General features: G+C 66.2%; 17 protein-coding genes. 15 read left to right on the top strand and 2 right to left on the bottom strand.

The features are described from left to right. Positions 1-15: 15 nt before the first annotated feature. Complete coding sequence (locus tag HZY77_RS12625; protein ID WP_296815319.1) at positions 16-924, bottom strand: LysR family transcriptional regulator; 909 nt, start codon at positions 922-924, stop codon at positions 16-18. 144 nt (positions 925-1,068) lie between these two features. On the opposite strand from HZY77_RS12625, the gene HZY77_RS12620 reads away from it, so the two are divergent. The 4 genes from HZY77_RS12620 (at position 1,069) to HZY77_RS12610 (ending at position 6,619) form a co-directional block, all read left to right on the top strand. After that, the gene (locus tag HZY77_RS12620) at positions 1,069-2,694 is read left to right on the top strand and encodes an NADH-quinone oxidoreductase subunit L (RefSeq protein WP_296815316.1); all 1,626 of its coding nucleotides are present in this window, start codon (positions 1,069-1,071) and stop codon (positions 2,692-2,694) included. 2 nt (positions 2,695-2,696) lie between these two features. Further along, positions 2,697-5,177, top strand: a complete 2,481-nt coding sequence (locus tag HZY77_RS12615) for a DUF2309 domain-containing protein (RefSeq protein ID WP_296815313.1) — start codon at positions 2,697-2,699, stop codon at positions 5,175-5,177. Positions 5,178-5,188: 11 nt separating this feature from the next. Beyond that, on the top strand, positions 5,189-5,497 hold the full coding sequence (locus HZY77_RS17865; protein WP_363153733.1) for a DUF6671 family protein: 309 nt from the start codon (positions 5,189-5,191) through the stop codon (positions 5,495-5,497). Positions 5,498-5,656: 159 nt separating this feature from the next. Then, on the top strand, positions 5,657-6,619 hold the full coding sequence (locus tag HZY77_RS12610; protein ID WP_296815310.1) for a hypothetical protein: 963 nt from the start codon (positions 5,657-5,659) through the stop codon (positions 6,617-6,619). A 29-nt stretch (positions 6,620-6,648) separates the two neighbouring features. Here HZY77_RS12610 and HZY77_RS12605 read toward each other — a convergent pair whose 3' ends face one another. Further along, the gene (locus tag HZY77_RS12605) at positions 6,649-7,599 is read right to left on the bottom strand and encodes a LysR family transcriptional regulator (protein ID WP_296635346.1); all 951 of its coding nucleotides are present in this window, start codon (positions 7,597-7,599) and stop codon (positions 6,649-6,651) included. Between the two features lie 171 nt (positions 7,600-7,770). On the opposite strand from HZY77_RS12605, the gene HZY77_RS12600 reads away from it, so the two are divergent. The 11 genes from HZY77_RS12600 (at position 7,771) to HZY77_RS12550 (ending at position 14,480) form a co-directional block, all read left to right on the top strand. Continuing rightward, entirely contained in the window at positions 7,771-9,759 is a 1,989-nt protein-coding gene (locus HZY77_RS12600) for a CsoS2 family carboxysome shell protein (protein WP_296815308.1), read from the top strand. Positions 9,760-9,839: 80 nt separating this feature from the next. Continuing rightward, positions 9,840-11,357, top strand: a complete 1,518-nt coding sequence (locus HZY77_RS12595) for a carboxysome shell carbonic anhydrase (protein ID WP_296815306.1) — start codon at positions 9,840-9,842, stop codon at positions 11,355-11,357. A 9-nt stretch (positions 11,358-11,366) separates the two neighbouring features. Beyond that, positions 11,367-11,624 (top strand): carboxysome peptide A, encoded by a 258-nt coding sequence (locus HZY77_RS12590; RefSeq protein WP_296815304.1) that lies wholly within the window; start codon positions 11,367-11,369, stop codon positions 11,622-11,624. Between the two features lies 1 nt (position 11,625). Continuing rightward, a complete protein-coding gene (locus tag HZY77_RS12585) occupies positions 11,626-11,946 on the top strand; it encodes a carboxysome peptide B (protein WP_296815301.1) in 321 nt (106 codons plus the stop codon). Beyond that, positions 11,931-12,230, top strand: a complete 300-nt coding sequence (locus HZY77_RS12580) for a BMC domain-containing protein (RefSeq protein ID WP_296635355.1) — start codon at positions 11,931-11,933, stop codon at positions 12,228-12,230. Before HZY77_RS12585 ends, HZY77_RS12580 begins: the two co-directional genes overlap by 16 nt. A gap of 34 nt (positions 12,231-12,264) precedes the next feature. Further along, entirely contained in the window at positions 12,265-12,564 is a 300-nt protein-coding gene (locus HZY77_RS12575; RefSeq protein ID WP_081616722.1) for a BMC domain-containing protein, read from the top strand. A gap of 53 nt (positions 12,565-12,617) precedes the next feature. Beyond that, positions 12,618-12,959, top strand: coding sequence for a BMC domain-containing protein (locus tag HZY77_RS12570; protein ID WP_296815297.1), 342 nt, complete (start codon positions 12,618-12,620; stop codon positions 12,957-12,959). Between the two features lie 13 nt (positions 12,960-12,972). Further along, positions 12,973-13,422, top strand: a complete 450-nt coding sequence (locus HZY77_RS12565) for a ferritin-like domain-containing protein (RefSeq protein ID WP_296815295.1) — start codon at positions 12,973-12,975, stop codon at positions 13,420-13,422. Beyond that, positions 13,415-13,639, top strand: coding sequence for a 4a-hydroxytetrahydrobiopterin dehydratase (locus tag HZY77_RS12560; RefSeq protein WP_296815292.1), 225 nt, complete (start codon positions 13,415-13,417; stop codon positions 13,637-13,639). The genes HZY77_RS12565 and HZY77_RS12560 overlap by 8 nt, the downstream gene beginning before the upstream one ends. Positions 13,640-13,689: 50 nt before the next feature. Then, positions 13,690-14,328 carry a ParA family partition ATPase gene (gene parA, locus HZY77_RS12555; protein WP_296815289.1) on the top strand — a complete coding sequence of 213 codons (639 nt, stop codon included), beginning with the start codon at positions 13,690-13,692 and terminating at the stop codon, positions 14,326-14,328. Continuing rightward, positions 14,325-14,480 carry a hypothetical protein gene (locus HZY77_RS12550; RefSeq protein ID WP_296815286.1) on the top strand — a complete coding sequence of 52 codons (156 nt, stop codon included), beginning with the start codon at positions 14,325-14,327 and terminating at the stop codon, positions 14,478-14,480. The genes parA and HZY77_RS12550 overlap by 4 nt, the downstream gene beginning before the upstream one ends. Positions 14,481-14,558 lie beyond the last annotated feature (78 nt).

The following is a 14,558-nucleotide window of genomic DNA, read 5'->3' as shown; positions in this document are numbered from 1 at the left end:
ATCCGCCCCGGCTGACTAGTTCCTCGGCTTGAGCAATTGCACATGCGTCCGCAGGAATTCCAGAAATGCATTCGCCACCACCGATAGCTGCTTGTCCCGCGGGCGTACCACGTACCAGTAGCGTTTGATCGGGAAACCCTCGACATTGAGAACCGCCACTTCCGTCTGGTTGGGATCGAGGCTCAGGGTGCTCTGGGACAAGAGCGCCAGCCCCAGGCCGCCGGCAACCGCCTGCTTGATCGCCTCGTTGCTGCCCAATTCCATCTTGATTTTCAGCGGCACGTCCCGTTCCTGAAACACGCGCTCGACGGTAAGCCGCGTGCCCGAGCCGCGTTCGCGCACGATGAAGGGTTCGTTGGCCAGATGCGCGAAGGGAATACGCTTGCGTCGCGCCAAAGGATGCGACGCCGGCGCCAGCACCACCAGCGGATTTTCCAGGAATGGCTCGCACTCGATGTCCAGCCCATCCGGCGGCACGCCCATGACGTAGAGATCGTCCTGATTGCGCGCGAGGCGTTCCAGCAGGCGGTCACGGTTGACCACCTCCATCGCGATGTCGATGCCCGGGTACTGCGCACAGAACGGACCCAGCAGCCGCGGCATGAAGTATTTGGCGGTCGTCACCGCGGCGATTCGCAACCGGCCCTGCTTGATGCCCTTGAGGTCGGCGACGGTCTGTTCGAAGCAACCCCAGGTCTCCAGCCAGTCGGCGCAGGTGGCGTAGAGCTGCTCGCCGGCCTCGGTGAGGAAAATCTTCTTGCCGATCTGCTCCAGCAGCGGCAGCCCGACTTCCTCATGCAGCAGGCGGATCTGCTTCGACACCGTCGGCTGCGTGACGTGCAGTTCCTCCGCCGCGCGCGAGAAATTCTTCAGGCGTGCCACGGCCTCGAAGGTCCGCAGCTGGCGCAAGCTGACATGCATCATGGGACGATCCCTCCGTTTTGATATTGCCTACAGGCTATCATTTTCATAACAACTATTCATTAGTGTTTTAGTAGGGTATTCCCTAGACTCGGCGCCAGGACGTCAAGAAGACGCTCCACTTGTCAATCAGCAAGGAGCCCGGCCATGCCATCGACACTGAGTTCGTTCATTCCCGCCCTCGTCCTGTTCGCACCCGCACTACTCTGGNGGGTCGGGTTCACGCCGGCCAGCTTCGCCAACGCCCGACCGCGCCTGATGGCGCAGATGAATATCAGCGCCGCGTGGCTGGTGTTCGCAGGCGCCCTGGTGGCGGCCGTCGCACACCTCTTCGACACACCTCACGCCTGGACGCTGTTCTCCATCGCCCTGCCCGGCGACATCGGCGCCTTCTCCATCGGTACTTACGTCAACAGCGTCACCGTGATCATGCTGCTGCTGGTGTCCTTCGTCGGCGCCATCGTGTCGCGCTATGCGCGCAACTACCTCGACGGCGACCCGAACCAAGGCCATTTTCACAAGTGGCTCACACTCACGCTGGCATCGATCCTGACCCTGATCGTGTCCGGCAACCTGCTGATGTTCTCGCTGGCGTGGATCGCCACCAGCCTGTGCCTGCACCAGCTGCTGATGTTCTATCGCGAGCGCCCGGCCGCGGTGTTGTCGGCGCACAAGAAGTTCATCGCCAGCCGCATCGGCGATGCGAGCCTGCTGCTGGCGATCTTCCTGATCGGCTCGACGCTGCACACGCTGGAATTCAGCGAGATCTTTGAACGCATGGCGGCCATGGACGGCGCGCTGCCCGCGGCACTGCAGGCCGCGAGCCTGCTGATCGTCGTGAGCGCGGCGCTCAAGTCAGCACAGTTTCCGTTCCACGGCTGGCTGATCCAGGTGATGGAAGCGCCCACGCCGGTGTCCGCCCTGCTGCACGCGGGCATCGTCAACGCCGGCGCCTTCCTCGTCATCCGTATGAGCCCGATCATGTCGCACTCCGGCACGGCCATGGCCGCGCTGGCCATCATCGGTCTGGTGACGCTGACCCTCGCCTCGCTGGTCATGCTGACACAGACCAGCATCAAGGTGTCGCTCGCCTGGTCCACCACGGCGCAGATGGGCTTCATGCTGTTGGAGTGCGGCCTCGGCCTGTACAGCCTGGCCATGCTGCACCTCGTCGCGCACTCACTGTACAAGGCCCATGCCTTCCTCGCCTCGGGCAGCGGCGTCGACGCCTTCCGCGCGCCGGTCATCCGCTACGAGTCGAAGGGCTTCCAGTTCGGCCAGTTGCTGCTCGCGTTGATCATCGCCGGCGCCATGGCGGTGGGCGTGGGCGCCGCGTTCGGCGTGACCTGGCAGCAGCAGCCCGCCCTCATTGCCGCCGGCACCATCGTCGCCATCGCGGTGAGCCAGCTCATGCTGCAGACCGCGACCATACTCGGCAACGCTGCCGCGCTGCTGCGAGCCGTCGGGCTCAGTGCGGTCGTGTCCATTGCCTACTTCATCCTGCACGCGCTGTTCGATCACGCCCTGCATGGCAGTGTGCTGCCGCTACGTGACGCTGCCCGTGCGTTCCAGGCCGTGCTCGTGCCGCTGACCATCGCCGCCTTCGTCGGTCTGCTGCTGATGCAGCAGTTCATCAAGGCCGCACGTTCGAATCTGCGCGACACGCTGTACCTGCATCTTTATAACGGGCTGTACATCGACGTGTACATCACGNCGGCTGTTGCAGCGTGTCTGGCCCGCCCCCTTCAACCCGCCCACAACCAGGGAGCCTGACCATGAACATGACCGACGCCATCTTCGCGAAGGAATCCACGGACGAACTCGACCGCCGCATCGATGCCGCGTGCGCACGCATCGCACCGTTGTGGCCGCTGAAGCACTTCGTCGCGGTCAACCCCTTCTTCGGCCTCATCGACCACAGCTTCCAGGATGCCTCCGACACCCTGGCGCGCATCACCGGCAGCAGCCTCTACATGCCGCGCTCCTACTTCCGGGAGCAGCTCGCGAACGGCCGCATCACGCACGAAGACATCGAACAGGCCATCGAACGCTGCGGCAGCCCGCTCGACGCGGCCGCGGTGGAGCATGCGCTGGCCACCGAAGCGCCGCAGCCCAAGATGGGCATGGCCTCGGTGAGCGAGGTGCTCGACCGCGTGGAAGGCGGCATCTGGACCAGCTTTGTCACCGAGCGCATCAGCCTGCATTGCGCCGCCTATTTCGATCTCGGCCAGGCCATGGTGGGCATGCCGTGGCGGACGCTGTCCCTCTATGCCGCCTGGCGCAAGGCAGCAAGCATCGACCGCAGTCCGGCGATGATGGGCCTGGGTGATTTCCGTACCGCCGTCGCCAGATTGCCTGCGGAGCCGCGTACCGCTATCGCCTGGGCCGTGATCGAGCTGGGCGTGCCTGACGCGGCGGTGGAGCGCTATTTGCACGCCGCCCTCCTGAGCATCGGCGGCTGGGCAGCGTGGGCGCGCTATCTGCGCTGGCAGGCGGAACTCGCCGGACAGCGCGACAACGCCATCGTCGACCTGCTGGCGATTCGTCTGATGTGGGACGTGCTGCTGTTCAAGGAAAAAAATAGCGCGGCGCTGGTCGCGCGCTGGCGCGAGATGCTGGCCGCCAGCATGCGGCCGCCGTCCGCCAAGCGCCAGGCCGCGGCCGAAATCGACCGCATTTTGCTCAACGCGATGGAGATCGGTTTCCAGCGCGGCGTGATCGCCGGGCTCGGCAACCCAGCCCTGTCCGCCCCCGCCGTGCGACCGGCGGTGCAGGCGGCCTTTNGCATCGACGTGCGTTCCGAGGTGTTCCGCCGCTCGCTGGAAACCGTGGCGCCGGCGGTGCAGACCATCGGCTTCGCCGGATTCTTTGGCATCTTCATCGAGCACGTGCCGCTGGGCGCCAGCGCGGGCCGCACCCATGTGCCGGTGATCTTCAATCCCGGCTATCGCATCTATGACCGGGTCAAGGGCGGCGACGCCATGAGCCTCCTCGAACAGCGGCGCCAGCGCATCGGCCTGTCCAAGGCATGGAAGGGATTCAAGCTGTCGGCCTCGTCCTGCTTCTCCTTCGTCGAGGCCGCCGGCCTGAGCTATGGCCCCAAGCTGCTCACCGACAGCTTCGGCTGGACCCGACCGGTGCCCGATCCCAACAGCCAGGGCCTCGCCAGGCAGGACATCGACCGCATCGGCCCGACCCTGGAAGCGGTGTCGCAGGCGCAATGCTGCACGCATCACGCCGACTCGGGCATCCCGCATAACGATCGGCTCGGCCATGCCGAGCGCATCCTGCGCGCCATGGCCATGACCGGCAACTTCGGCCGCCTGGTGCTGCTGGCCGGCCACGGCAGCACCACGGTGAACAACCCGCACGCCACCGGCCTGGACTGCGGCGCCTGCGCCGGCCAGACCGGCGAGGCCAGCGCCCGCGTGGTGGCCGCCCTGATGAACGACCCAGCGGTGCGCCGCGGCCTGCGCGAGCGAGGCATCGACATTCCGGAGGACACCTGGTTCCTGGCCGGCCTGCACGACACCACCACGGACGAGTTGCGCCTGTATGACACCGACGACGTGCCCAAGGCGCTGTCCCAGGACCTCGCCCGGCTGCGCCAGTGGCTGGAGCAGGCCGGCGACCTCGCGCGCATGGAGCGCGCCGCCATGCTCGGCATCGACAACCTGCCCGATCATCGCGTGGCGGCCGATGTGCGCCAGCGCAGCCGCGACTGGTCGCAGGTGCGGCCGGAATGGGCCCTGGCCAACAACGCCGCCTTCATCGCGGCGCCGCGTCTGCGCACCGCCGGCATGGACCTGGACGGCCGCGCCTTCCTGCATGAATACGTCTGGCAGCAGGACGAGGGCTTCAAGATCCTGGATCTGATCATGACCGCGCCGATGGTGGTAGGGAACTGGATCAACATGCAGTACTACGGCTCGGTGGTCGACAATCTACGCTTCGGCAGCGGCAACAAGGTGCTGCACAACATCGTCGGCGGTGCCATCGGCGTGCTCGAAGGCAATGGCGGCGACCTGCGCGTGGGCCTGCCGCTGCAATCGCTGCACGACGGCAAGCGCTGGGTGCACGAACCGCTGCGCCTGTCCGTATTCATCGAGGCGCCGGAAGCGGCCATGGACGACATCGTCGCGCGCCACGACCTGGTACGGCAGCTGGTGGAGAACGGCTGGCTGCACTTGTTCCGGATTGGCGACGACGGGGCCGCGTACCGGCGCGTGGCCAGCGCGAACTGGCAGCGGGCCTGAGACAGGGCAGCATGCCGGCCCCGGCGACGAGCACGACCGGCGCATCCGCAAAGGCATCCACGCCTGGCCCGAACTGGAAGCGGCGCTGGCCTGGGCGGCGGCAGAAGCGGAAAACGGCCTGGCCTTCGTCGAGACCGACAGCCGCGCCCATGTCAACCCCACGCGCATGGCGAATATCGGCCTGGGCGGCGGCGGATCTGACGGCGAGGCTCGCGTCGCTGTGCCCCGCCTGCGGCACGCCGGGCTTCTGGCAGGTCGACCGCGTCGCGGGACTGCCGTGCGCGGGCTGCGGCGCGCCGACGCGGGAAACCCGCGCCTAGGTTCAGGGCTGTCTGAAGTGCGCACATCGCGAGACGCATCCGCTCAGTGGATCCCGCCATGCCGACCCCGGGCGCTGCGACATCTGCAATCCTTGATGCCGGCTCCCCGCGTGCCCCCATACAATGGGAAACCCTTTCCACCCGAATTTGGAGCCCGTGATGGCAAACGACCTGCAAGCGAGCATCGCGCGCCAGCGAAGCATCCTGAAGAACTGGCTGTCGTCCCCTCTCTCGCATCTCGCTGAACGCTGTCGCGCGGTCTGGCCCGATCGCCAGGCCCTGGAACAGCGCCTGATGGAGGGGCTGAACGAGCTGCCGTACTGCAAGTATCTCTACATCCTCGACGGCCATGCCCACCAGCTCACCGCCAACGCCTCACGCGGCGGCCTGCTGCCAGAACATTTCGGCCGCGACCGCAGCGACCGGCCGTACATGGCCGAGGCGCTCGCGGGAAGTGCATTCTCCCTGTCGGAAGCCTACATCAGCCGCAACGCGCGCCGCCCCTCGCTGACAGCCGTGCAGCGCATTGTCACGCCGTCGGGCGAGCTGCACGGTTATCTCGGCGCCGACTTCGACCTGCGCGAGCTGCCCGCGACCCAGGCGCTGTATGAGCAGCCCCAGCAGTGGGTGCAGCTCAAGGGCGATCCGGCCATTCGCGCCGGACTGTTTCATCAGGCGCGGGTCGCGAGCCCGATGGACGAACGCATCGACGAGGTACTGGACCTGCTCACCGAACTGATCACGGTGCACGGCGTGTTCCACGCCAAGCTGCACTTCTCGAGCTCGCGCGCCACCCTGTGGCTGCTGGACGATCCCTACCGCTTCCGCATCCACAACATCGCCGAACTCACCGATCCCGATCTCTGCCTTGCCTTCCCGCATCGCGAGTACCCAGGCGATGCGGTGGTTCCGGCGGAGAAGGTTCGCGCGATTCTCCAGACTTTCCGCGACCTGCGGTTCATGGACGAAACGATTTACCTGCGCTCCGGCACGCTGAACATATTCAACGGCATCGTCGGCCTGACATTCTCCTGCGACGGATCGCACTACATGCCGTGGAACGAGTTCCTCGACAAGCGTGTCGAGTTCTGGCTGGGCACGAGCACGCCAGGGGCGGGCTGAGCAGCCGCCATCCCCCTTCGTTCGCCAGTCTACGACCGCGTGACGCGCCGGTGCGAGCGCGTCACCGGCTTCGGCTGCGGCAGCTTCATGATGCGGTCCGCCTCGTTCAGCACGAATTCGTGGAAGGCCTGTGCAATGGGCGACATGCGTTTGCCATTGCGATGAACCATGTACCACTCCTTCATGATCGGGAAGCCCTCGACACTGAGGATCGCGACACGCCCCAGCGCCAGCTCGAACTCCAGTGTGTGCAGCGACACGATGCCGAGGCCCAGTCCGGCCATCACCGCGTGCTTGATCGCCTCGTTGCGGCTCATTTCCATCGAGGTGTTGAGCTTGACGCCGCGCTGCTGGAAGAAGCGCTCGACCGCATTGCGCGTGCCGGAGCCGCGCTCGCGCAGGATGAAATTTTCCTCGACCAGGCGACTAAGCGGCACACGACTCACGCCGACGAGCGGATGATCCGGCGGCGCAATGATCACCAGCGGGTTCTGCATGAAGGCCTGGGACCGCAGTTCCATGTTGTCGGGCGGCGTGCCCATGATCGCCATGTCCGGCGTGTTGTCCTGCAGCTGCTGCACGACCTCCTCGCGGTTGGTGACCTCGAGATGCACCTGGGTGCCGGGGTAGCGCTTGAGGAAAGCCGCCAGCAGATAGGGGGCGAAGTACTTGCCGGTGCTGGTGACGGTGAGCGCCAGCGTGCCGCGCTTCACGCCCTTCATGTCGTCGAGTACGGATTCGATGTCGCGGAACTGCTGGGCAATGGCGCGACTGAAGGCATAGACTTCCTTGCCGACCTCGGTGAGAAAGATCTTCTTGCCCATCTGCTCGAACAGCGGCATCCCGACTTCCTCTTCGAGCTGCTTGATCTGGGTCGAGACCGCAGGCTGGGTCAGATGCAACTCCTCGGACGCGCGGGTGAAGCTGGAATTCCGCGCCACGGCTTCCAGCAGGCGCAATTGGCGAAACGTCACGTTCATGCGGTTCCCTTTCTGTAGACTTAACCATTCATGTTAGTGAATGGCAACAATAAATATTATTCATTTTTAATTATGCAACGGACTTTTTATAGTTCGCAACAAGGGCATTAGGCACAACAGTCCGACGCCATACCCTAATGATCAACCGCTGATGCATAAGGAAACCAGATTATGAGTGAAGCGACAGCAACCGCCACGGCCGAACGCCTGAGCGGCCGGGAAGCGGCCATCGCCCGCCGCCAGGCGCTCTCCCTCCACGGGAAAGGTGCACTCAAGGCCGGCCCGACCGCAGCGCCCAAGAGCGCGACCGAAGCCCGGATGGCTGCGCGCGCCCGCGCACCCGCTCCAACCGCCGCTGAGGCACCTGCCGAAGCACCGAACTGCGGCTGCCAGCACGGCGAGACTNTTTCCGCGCGCGTCGAGGAAGCACGTCCGGCTACGCCCGTGGCGCTGGCACCGGTCTCCGCCGTGCGCCAGCGTCGCATCAAGCAGTCGCAGCGCGGCCGCGGCGACGCGCCGCCCTGTCGCCCCTGCGGTCGCATCAAGCCCGAACCGCCGAAAGTGGAAATCGGCACGACGCTCGCAGGCAGCACCGTGACCGGCAACCAGGTCGAGCGCACCTCGCGCGTCACCGGCAACGAGTCCGGCTCCTGCCGCGCCATCACCGGCACCGAATACGTGGGAGCAGAACAGTTCGGCGACCTCTGCGGAATCCTGCCCGAGCCGGCGCCGGCCAAGGTCGGCACGACCAGCACCAGCCGCGGCCGTCGCGTGACCGGCACCGAAGTCGGCCGCAGCACCCGGGTGACCGGCGACGAGACCGGCACCTGCAAGCGCGTGACCGGCACCGAATACCTCGCCGCCGAGCAGGCTGGCGAATTCTGCGGCACGGCGCCAGAGCCGCGCCCGGAAAAGGCGGTGATGGGCATGACGGCGGCGCGCAATGCCGTGTCCGGCAGCGACCTCGCCCGCACCGTGACGGTGACGGGCGGCGAGTCCGGTGCGGCCCGTCACATCACCGGCAGCGCCTACGCCGACGCGTTGGCGCGCCCCGCCGCGGAGGGCAACGGCNCCAAAAAGGTGGAAACCCGTCGCACGAGCGCTGGCGCAATGGTGAGCGGCACCCTACCGGGTCGCTCATCGAAACTTTCCGGCGATGAGCCGGGCGCCTGCGCACGCGTGACGGGTTCCGACTACATCAATACCGAAGAATTCAAGTCCTTCTGCCGCGCCGAGCCCTACCAGTCGCCGGCCAAGGTGGGCGTGTCGCGTACCCTCAAGGGTCAGGACGTATCCGGCACCCAGGTCGGCCGTTCGGCGCAGGTGACCGGCGACGAGCACGGCGCCTGCAAGCCGGTGACCGGCACCGCCTACATCGGCGCCGACCAGTACGCCGAGTTCTGCGCGGCGCGCACCGCGGCGGAAGCGATCAACCGCGCCCGCCTCGGCCGCAACGCCGACCTCACCGGCATCCAGCCGGGGCCCGACGACAAGATGACCGGCAACGAGCGCGGCACCTGCCAGCCGGTGAGCGGCACGCCCTACCAGGGCGAGAGCCAGACCGCGGCCGCCTGCGGCCGTCCGCCCATGGCACAGGCCTACCGCAGCCGCGGCCCCGAGGGCTCGCAGGCGCCGGCATCCATCACTGGCAACGCGATGGACGCCGGCCAGGGCGGCAACCGCACCGGCGACTTTTCCGTGGTGTCGCCGGCACGCGCCGCGCAGGCTAGCGAGACCCGTCGCATCACCGGCAGCGCCTACGGCGTCGGCGGACGCATCACCGGTCCGCTGGCACGCGCCACCGGCCTGGTATCCGGCACGCCGGAATTCCGCTACCGCGATGAGACCGACACCGTGGCCGTTCCCGCTGCACCCCAGCCGTCGGACGAAGCCGCGCCCGAGCGCATCACCGGCGAAGGCCGCGAGCGCCGCATTACCGGCGACGCCTGGGATCGCGGCGACCGTGTGACCGGCACCGAGGGCCGTTCGGCACAGCGCCGCAATCCGACCCTGCGTGGTGATCCGCGCGGCAACGGCACCACCGCCCGCGACAACCGCGAGGTCGAGCGCCCGGCACCGGCTGCCAGCCGCATCACCGGCAGCAGCGGCAATGCCAACGGCGGCGCGGCGATCACCGTGTCCGGCGGCGCCCGGGGCTGAGCGCGCATAGCGAGGACGATCCAGCATGAACACCCGTCAACGTCTCGAAGCGATGCGCGCGCCAACCCGCCCCGGCGGGCATGGCGATGCGGACCGCACCGGCTGCGACCACGCTGCCGAGCTGGCCGCAGCGCCCGAGCTTCTGCCCGCCCGGCATGCAGGAACGCAGCGGCGAATGCGTGACGAGCGCGTGCGCGCCGCAAGCGCACTCGCTGATCGACGTGGCGCGCAATGCCGAGCTGGCCGACTACGAGCGCACGATTCGCGCCCGCTTCGATGCCATCGTGCCGGCGCTCAAGGAGATTGCCGCGCAGCAGCATGAGGCAGGCTTCGAGCAGCGCGCGCAGCAGATCGCACGCGAACGCCTCGGTTTCGAGTTGCCCGAAACGGTGCTCGCCGACGCCTGGGTGACTACGCTCGACATGCGCAAGCTTTACGGCCACAGCGTGCTGCAGACCTACCACGCGCTGGCCCGGGACTACGCGGCGCGCTGGAACGGCCACGCCGAAGCGGATGCCATGCAGCGCTTCTTCATCGAATGCGGCTTCCACGAAGTCGACATCAGCCCCTGCGCCGATGGTCGTCTGAAGGGCCTGCTTCAGTTCGTGCTGCGCCTGCCGAACCAGGCGGTGCGCCGTAAGTCCTACGCCGGCGCCATGTTCGACGTCGAACTGAACGTCAAGCAGTGGACCGAGATCGAGCTGCGCCGCTTCCGCGAGGGCGTGCCGACGCTGTCGGACGCCGGCACCCGCTATCTCAAGGTTGCCGTCTATCACTTCAGCAGTTCGGATCCGCACCACGAAGGCTGCGCGGCCCATGGCAGCGACGACCGCAAGGCCGCCCAGGCTGCACTCGACCGCCTGGCCGCCTTCCGCACCGCGATCGAGAACGGCTTCTGCTGCGGCGCCTCGGTGGCGACGCTGCTGATCGGCGTGGACACCGACAACGACGCGATCAGGATCCACGTCCCGGATACCGCTGGCGAGATGAGTGTCAACTGTTTCGTCGACAACCAGGCCATCTATCAGCAGACCGCCGGCATGGCCGCCTCCGAAGCGCGCTGGCGCCTCGGCGCCGCGATCGACGAAGCCGTGCGCGAGACCGGCCGCAGCGCGCCGGAAACCGGCATGCGCAGCCTGATCGAGCGCCTGCTCACGAACAATCTGTCGCAGATCGACTACGTCTGTGCCCAGCACGGCGGCCGTTACGCCGACGTGGGCCACGCCGAGCGCTTCATCAACATCGGCGACAGCTTCGATGTGCTGCATCTGCGCAACCTCGCCTACTTTGGCCATCTGCACACCATCGAGGAAGGCGCGGCGGACATGGACGTCGGCATCAAGATCTTCAGCAAGCTGAACGTGGTACACGGCCTGCCGATCCCGATCGCGATCCACTATCGCTACGACGAGCAGGTGCCGGGTTCGCGCGAACGTGCGGTGGCGCGCTGCCGCCGGATCAAGGCCGCGATCGAGACGCGCTACCCGGTTCTGGCCAGGGAAGGCCTGCTGTTCTGCGGCATGACCGTGCAGGCCAAACAGCCTGACAGCATGCAGGAAGACGTGACGGACATCGAAACCAATTCGCATGGGCATTGAGGTGAAGTCATGAAGATCATGCAAGTGGAANAAACATTGGTCTCGACCAACCGCGTACGCGAAATGGGCCATCGCCCTCTGCTGGTGGTGCGCGAGAAGGCCGGCGGCACGCGCAGCGTGGCGGTGGACGCGGTGGGCTGCATCCCGGGCGACTGGGTGATCTGCGTCGGCAGCTCGGCGGCGCGCGAGGCGGCGGGCGCGAAGGACTTCCCGAGCGACCTGACCATCATCGGCATCATCGATCACTGGCAGCACCAGGAGCATTGAAATGGAGATCATGCGCGTGGTGTCGGATCTGGTGTGCACGCGGCGCATTCCCGGCCTCTTTCACGCGTCGCTGCGCGTGCTGGCCGACGCCAAAGGCACGCTCGCCGTGGCGGTGGATCCGGTCGGCGTGCCGGAAGGGAAATGGGTATTTACCGCCGGCGGCTCGGCCGCCCGCTATGGCGCCGGCGATTACAGGATTCTTACCGATTTGACGATCCTCGGGATCATCGATCAGTGGAATGTGGTGGATGAGCACCACGAGGCAAGCAAGGCAGTTTCATTAACCGNNTGTAAAGGAGAAACATCATGGCAAACGCAATGACGGGCATCGCCCTGGGAATGATTGAAACGCGTGGTCTGGTGCCGGCGATCGAAGCCGCCGACGCCATGACCAAGGCCGCCGAGGTGCGCCTGATCGGCCGCCAGTTCGTCGGCGGTGGTTACGTGACCGTGCTGGTGCGCGGCGAGACGGGTGCGGTCAACGCCGCAGTTCGCGCCGGCGCCGACGCCTGCGAGCGTGTGGGTGACGGCCTGGTCGCCGCCCACATCATCGCCCGCGTCCACAACGAGGTGGAGAACATCCTCCCCGCCGCCGCAGCCGCCTGATTTGATTGAACGCAATTTGCAATAGAGAGAGAAAATGGCTACTGGTATGACTGGCATTGCCCTGGGCATGATCGAGACCCGCGGTCTGGTTCCCGCAATCGAAGCAGCTGACGCGATGACCAAGGCGGCGGAAGTGCGCCTGATCGGCCGTCAGTTCGTCGGCGGTGGTTACGTCACCGTTCTCGTGCGTGGTGAAACCGGTGCGGTCAACGCCGCAGTTCGCGCCGGCGCGGATGCCTGCGAGCGTGTGGGTGACGGCCTGGTCGCCGCCCACATCATCGCCCGCGTCCACAACGAGGTGGAGAACATCCTCCCCACCGCTGCTGCTGCCTGATCGGACACCATCATGGACATGATGGTGGACAAGGTCGAGGCAAAGGGGACATCATGACCAGCACGAACACCGGCATCGCGCTGGGCATGATCGAAACCCGCGGACTGGTCCCTGCCATCGAGGCGGCGGATGCGATGACCAAGGCAGCGGAAGTGCGGCTGATCGGCCGCCAGTTCGTCGGCGGCGGTTACGTTACCGTCCTCGTACGCGGGNAAACCGGTGCGGTGAACGCGGCGGTGCGTGCCGGCGCGGATGCCTGCGAGCGCGTGGGCGACGGCCTGATCGCCGCCCACATCATCGCCCGCGTGCACGGCGAAGTGGAGCACATCCTGCCAACGCAGCCCAGCGCAGGTGGGGCGGGACGCGACGGCGACGTGACCTGTATCGCAGCTTAGCAAAGGGGACTGCATGGCAATCGATCCACGGCTATTGGGGTATCTGAACCGGGCACTGGAGCATGAGATGGCCGCAGTACAGCAATACATGGCCCAGTCCAGGCTCTGCGACCTGTGGAACCTGGCTGACTACTGTGCGCATTTTCACCAGGACGTCACCGAGGAACTCGGCCACGTGCAAAGTCTGATGGACGCCCTGCTCAGACTCGGGTTCACGCCCAACGCCACCCAACTTCCGCCGGTACGGCTTGGCCGCAACCTGGGCGAAATGATCGCCATCGATCGCGTACTGGAAGTCGAGGCGATTCGGCTATACGAGGAAGCTGCTGCCTACTGTGCACGGGTGCGTGATTTTGGTCACCACGGTCTTNTTGCAGGCATTCTGAAAGACGAGTTGATGCATCTCGACGAGCTCGGCAAGATGGAGGCTGACTTGCTCGAAAAGGAACAACGTTATGCCTGAAGACAACAACCCCATTCCACACTGGCAGCGGCAGGATTTGCCGCCGATGCTGACCCGGCGTTTCGAATTCGAGACCTATGCCGAGACGCGTCGCTTCCTGGACGGCGTCGCCAAGCTCGCCGAGGAAGCCGGACTGTATCCGAACCTGAGTTTCGGAAAACCTATGTCAGCGTCACCATCGACGCCGACGGCAAGAAAGTCGGACCCGACTGCGTAGCGCTGGCCCAGAAGATCGACGGCCTGCTCGCATCGGCGACCTGATCGCCCATGTCTGGTCTACGCATCGCGGTCGTGAACCAGAAAGGCGGCACAGGCAAGACGACCCTGGCGCTCAATCTGGCCGCCGGCCTGCAGCGGCGCGCCAGCACGCTGGTGCTGGATGCCGATCCCCAGGCCTCGATCAGCCAGTGGGCGGCCATGAGCGGCAAGGGCGGACAGCTGCCCGCCGTTCAGGCGGTGGCACAGGATGACGTGTGTGCGCGCATCGCACAGGGCGCCCGCGGCCACCGCTACGTCGTGATCGACTGCNCCCCGACGCTGCGGACCACGATGGTAGGCGACGTTATGAACAACGTGGATGTGCTGTTGGTCCCGATCCAACCTTCGCCCGTGGATCTCTGGGCGAGCATAGACATCACCACCGCGGTTCACAACACGCGCCAGCGCAATCCCCAGCTCAAGGCCTTCGCCGTGCTGAACCAACTGGACAGCCGCAATGTGCTTTCGCGCCTCATGCACGAAGCGCTGGCGGAGCTGGAATTCCCCGCGCTGCGCGCCGGTCTCGCCCGGCGCGCCGCCTACCGCAGCGCCGCAGTGGAAGGCACCAGTGTGTATGGGCTCGGACACCGCGGCAAGGCAGCCGCCCACGAAGTTGAAGCCCTGATCGAGGAGTTATTGCAATCATGAACAAGACATCCAGCAAGCTCGCTGCCGGCATGCGCAAAGTGAAAGCGCAACAGGAAAGCGCCGTCACGAAACCCGAGCCGCGCAAGGCCGCATCGCCCGCACCCAAACCCGCGCCGCCGCCGAAGCATCCGGACCGAATCTGGCCGGATTGAGGCGCCCGCCGGACCGCCGGGCCAGCTACGGCTGCAGTTCCAGGCCCTCGCCCGCCCACCACTGGCCCTGTATCGGTT

This window comes from Thiobacillus sp. (genome assembly GCF_013693775.1).
In the GTDB taxonomy this organism is placed as follows: domain Bacteria; phylum Pseudomonadota; class Gammaproteobacteria; order Burkholderiales; family Thiobacillaceae; genus Thiobacillus.
Note: the sequence above shows the minus strand (reverse complement) of the source record. Positions and strands in the feature narration are given on the sequence as shown.

Bases quoted from the DNA above. Each gene is read 5' to 3' on its own strand.
- HZY77_RS12550 (WP_296815286.1), top strand. From the start codon at position 14,325: ATGAACAAGACATCCAGCAAGCTCGCTGCCGGCATGCGCAAAGTGAAA.
- HZY77_RS12595 (WP_296815306.1), top strand. From the start codon at position 9,840: ATGGCGATGCGGACCGCACCGGCTGCGACCACGCTGCCGAGCTGGCCG.
- HZY77_RS12610 (WP_296815310.1), top strand. From the start codon at position 5,657: ATGGCAAACGACCTGCAAGCGAGCATCGCGCGCCAGCGAAGCATCCTG.
- HZY77_RS12605 (WP_296635346.1), bottom strand. From the start codon at position 7,599: ATGAACGTGACGTTTCGCCAATTGCGCCTGCTGGAAGCCGTGGCGCGG.
- HZY77_RS12560 (WP_296815292.1), top strand. From the start codon at position 13,415: ATGCCTGAAGACAACAACCCCATTCCACACTGGCAGCGGCAGGATTTG.
- HZY77_RS12575 (WP_081616722.1), top strand. From the start codon at position 12,265: ATGGCTACTGGTATGACTGGCATTGCCCTGGGCATGATCGAGACCCGC.
- HZY77_RS12625 (WP_296815319.1), bottom strand. From the start codon at position 924: ATGATGCATGTCAGCTTGCGCCAGCTGCGGACCTTCGAGGCCGTGGCA.
- HZY77_RS12580 (WP_296635355.1), top strand. From the start codon at position 11,931: ATGGCAAACGCAATGACGGGCATCGCCCTGGGAATGATTGAAACGCGT.
- HZY77_RS17865 (WP_363153733.1), top strand. From the start codon at position 5,189: ATGCCGGCCCCGGCGACGAGCACGACCGGCGCATCCGCAAAGGCATCC.